Here is a 3075-nt window from a genome sequence, read left to right on the forward strand (position 1 = left end):
TCGTTCTTTAAAAATTTGGGTATGTGATAGAAAGATAGACTGAACGTTACTTTCACTGGTAACGGATCAGGCTAAGGTAAAATTTGTGAGTTCTCTTAATCGAGAAATTCGAATTTTCGGCGAATGTTGTCTTCACAGTATAACCAGATTGCTTGGGGTTATATGGTCAAGTGAAGAAGCGCATACGGTGGATGCCTTGGCAGTCAGAGGCGATGAAAGACGTGGTAGCCTGCGAAAAGCTTCGGGGAGTCGGCAAACAGACTTTGATCCGGAGATGTCTGAATGGGGGAACCCAGCCATCATAAGATGGTTATCTTGTACTGAATACATAGGTGCAAGAGGCGAACCAGGGGAACTGAAACATCTAAGTACCCTGAGGAAAAGAAATCAACCGAGATTCCCTTAGTAGTGGCGAGCGAACGGGGACTAGCCCTTAAGTGGCTTTGAGATTAGCGGAACGCTCTGGAAAGTGCGGCCATAGTGGGTGATAGCCCTGTACGCGAAAATCTCTTAGTCATGAAATCGAGTAGGACGGAGCACGAGAAACTTTGTCTGAATATGGGGGGACCATCCTCCAAGGCTAAATACTACTGACTGACCGATAGTGAACTAGTACCGTGAGGGAAAGGCGAAAAGAACCCCGGAGAGGGGAGTGAAATAGATCCTGAAACCGTATGCGTACAAGCAGTGGGAGCCCACTTTGTTGGGTGACTGCGTACCTTTTGTATAATGGGTCAGCGACTTATTTTCAGTGGCGAGCTTAACCGAATAGGGGAGGCGTAGCGAAAGCGAGTCTTAATAGGGCGTCTAGTCGCTGGGAATAGACCCGAAACCGGGCGATCTATCCATGGGCAGGTTGAAGGTTGGGTAACACTAACTGGAGGACCGAACCGACTACCGTTGAAAAGTTAGCGGATGACCTGTGGATCGGAGTGAAAGGCTAATCAAGCTCGGAGATAGCTGGTTCTCCTCGAAAGCTATTTAGGTAGCGCCTCATGTATCACTGTAGGGGGTAGAGCACTGTTTCGGCTAGGGGGTCATCCCGACTTACCAAACCGATGCAAACTCCGAATACCTACAAGTGCCGAGCATGGGAGACACACGGCGGGTGCTAACGTCCGTCGTGAAAAGGGAAACAACCCAGACCGTCAGCTAAGGTCCCAAAGTTATGGTTAAGTGGGAAACGATGTGGGAAGGCTTAGACAGCTAGGAGGTTGGCTTAGAAGCAGCCACCCTTTAAAGAAAGCGTAATAGCTCACTAGTCGAGTCGGCCTGCGCGGAAGATGTAACGGGGCTCAAACCATACACCGAAGCTACGGGTATCACGTAAGTGATGCGGTAGAGGAGCGTTCTGTAAGCCTGTGAAGGTGAGTTGAGAAGCTTGCTGGAGGTATCAGAAGTGCGAATGCTGACATGAGTAACGACAATGGGTGTGAAAAACACCCACGCCGAAAGACCAAGGTTTCCTGCGCAACGTTAATCGACGCAGGGTTAGTCGGTCCCTAAGGCGAGGCTGAAAAGCGTAGTCGATGGAAAACAGGTTAATATTCCTGTACTTCTGGTTATTGCGATGGAGGGACGGAGAAGGCTAGGCCAGCTTGGCGTTGGTTGTCCAAGTTTAAGGTGGTAGGCTGGAATCTTAGGTAAATCCGGGATTCTAAGGCCGAGAGCTGATGACGAGTTAACTTTTAGTTAACGAAGTGGTTGATGCCATGCTTCCAAGAAAAGCTTCTAAGCTTCAGGTAACCAGGAACCGTACCCCAAACCGACACAGGTGGTTGGGTAGAGAATACCAAGGCGCTTGAGAGAACTCGGGTGAAGGAACTAGGCAAAATGGCACCGTAACTTCGGGAGAAGGTGCGCCGGTGAGGGTGAAGGACTTGCTCCGTAAGCTCATGCCGGTCGAAGATACCAGGCCGCTGCGACTGTTTATTAAAAACACAGCACTCTGCAAACACGAAAGTGGACGTATAGGGTGTGACGCCTGCCCGGTGCCGGAAGGTTAATTGATGGGGTTAGCTAACGCGAAGCTCTTGATCGAAGCCCCGGTAAACGGCGGCCGTAACTATAACGGTCCTAAGGTAGCGAAATTCCTTGTCGGGTAAGTTCCGACCTGCACGAATGGCGTAACGATGGCGGCGCTGTCTCCACCCGAGACTCAGTGAAATTGAAATCGCTGTGAAGATGCAGTGTATCCGCGGCTAGACGGAAAGACCCCGTGAACCTTTACTATAGCTTTGCACTGGACTTTGAATTTGCTTGTGTAGGATAGGTGGGAGGCTTTGAAGCGTGGACGCCAGTCTGCGTGGAGCCAACCTTGAAATACCACCCTGGCAACTTTGAGGTTCTAACTCAGGTCCGTTATCCGGATCGAGGACAGTGTATGGTGGGTAGTTTGACTGGGGCGGTCTCCTCCTAAAGAGTAACGGAGGAGTACGAAGGTGCGCTCAGACCGGTCGGAAATCGGTCGTAGAGTATAAAGGCAAAAGCGCGCTTGACTGCGAGACAGACACGTCGAGCAGGTACGAAAGTAGGTCTTAGTGATCCGGTGGTTCTGTATGGAAGGGCCATCGCTCAACGGATAAAAGGTACTCCGGGGATAACAGGCTGATACCGCCCAAGAGTTCATATCGACGGCGGTGTTTGGCACCTCGATGTCGGCTCATCACATCCTGGGGCTGAAGCCGGTCCCAAGGGTATGGCTGTTCGCCATTTAAAGTGGTACGCGAGCTGGGTTTAGAACGTCGTGAGACAGTTCGGTCCCTATCTGCCGTGGACGTTTGAGATTTGAGAGGGGCTGCTCCTAGTACGAGAGGACCGGAGTGGACGAACCTCTGGTGTTCCGGTTGTCACGCCAGTGGCATTGCCGGGTAGCTATGTTCGGAATAGATAACCGCTGAAAGCATCTAAGCGGGAAACTAGCCTCAAGATGAGATCTCACTGGAACCTTGAGTTCCCTGAAGGGCCGTCGAAGACTACGACGTTGATAGGTTGGGTGTGTAAGCGCTGTGAGGCGTTGAGCTAACCAATACTAATTGCCCGTGAGGCTTGACCATATAACACCCAAGCAATTTG

1 rRNA gene is annotated in these 3075 nt (G+C 51.0%); it reads left to right on the top strand.

Annotated elements, in window-relative coordinates:
- Nucleotides 1-164: 164 nt before the first annotated feature.
- Nucleotides 165-3056, top strand: a 23S ribosomal RNA gene (locus tag E4O98_RS11790).
- Nucleotides 3057-3075 lie beyond the last annotated feature (19 nt).

This window comes from Pseudomonas sp. W2Jun17 (assembly GCF_023127795.1).
Classification (GTDB): domain Bacteria; phylum Pseudomonadota; class Gammaproteobacteria; order Pseudomonadales; family Pseudomonadaceae; genus Aquipseudomonas; species Aquipseudomonas synxantha_A.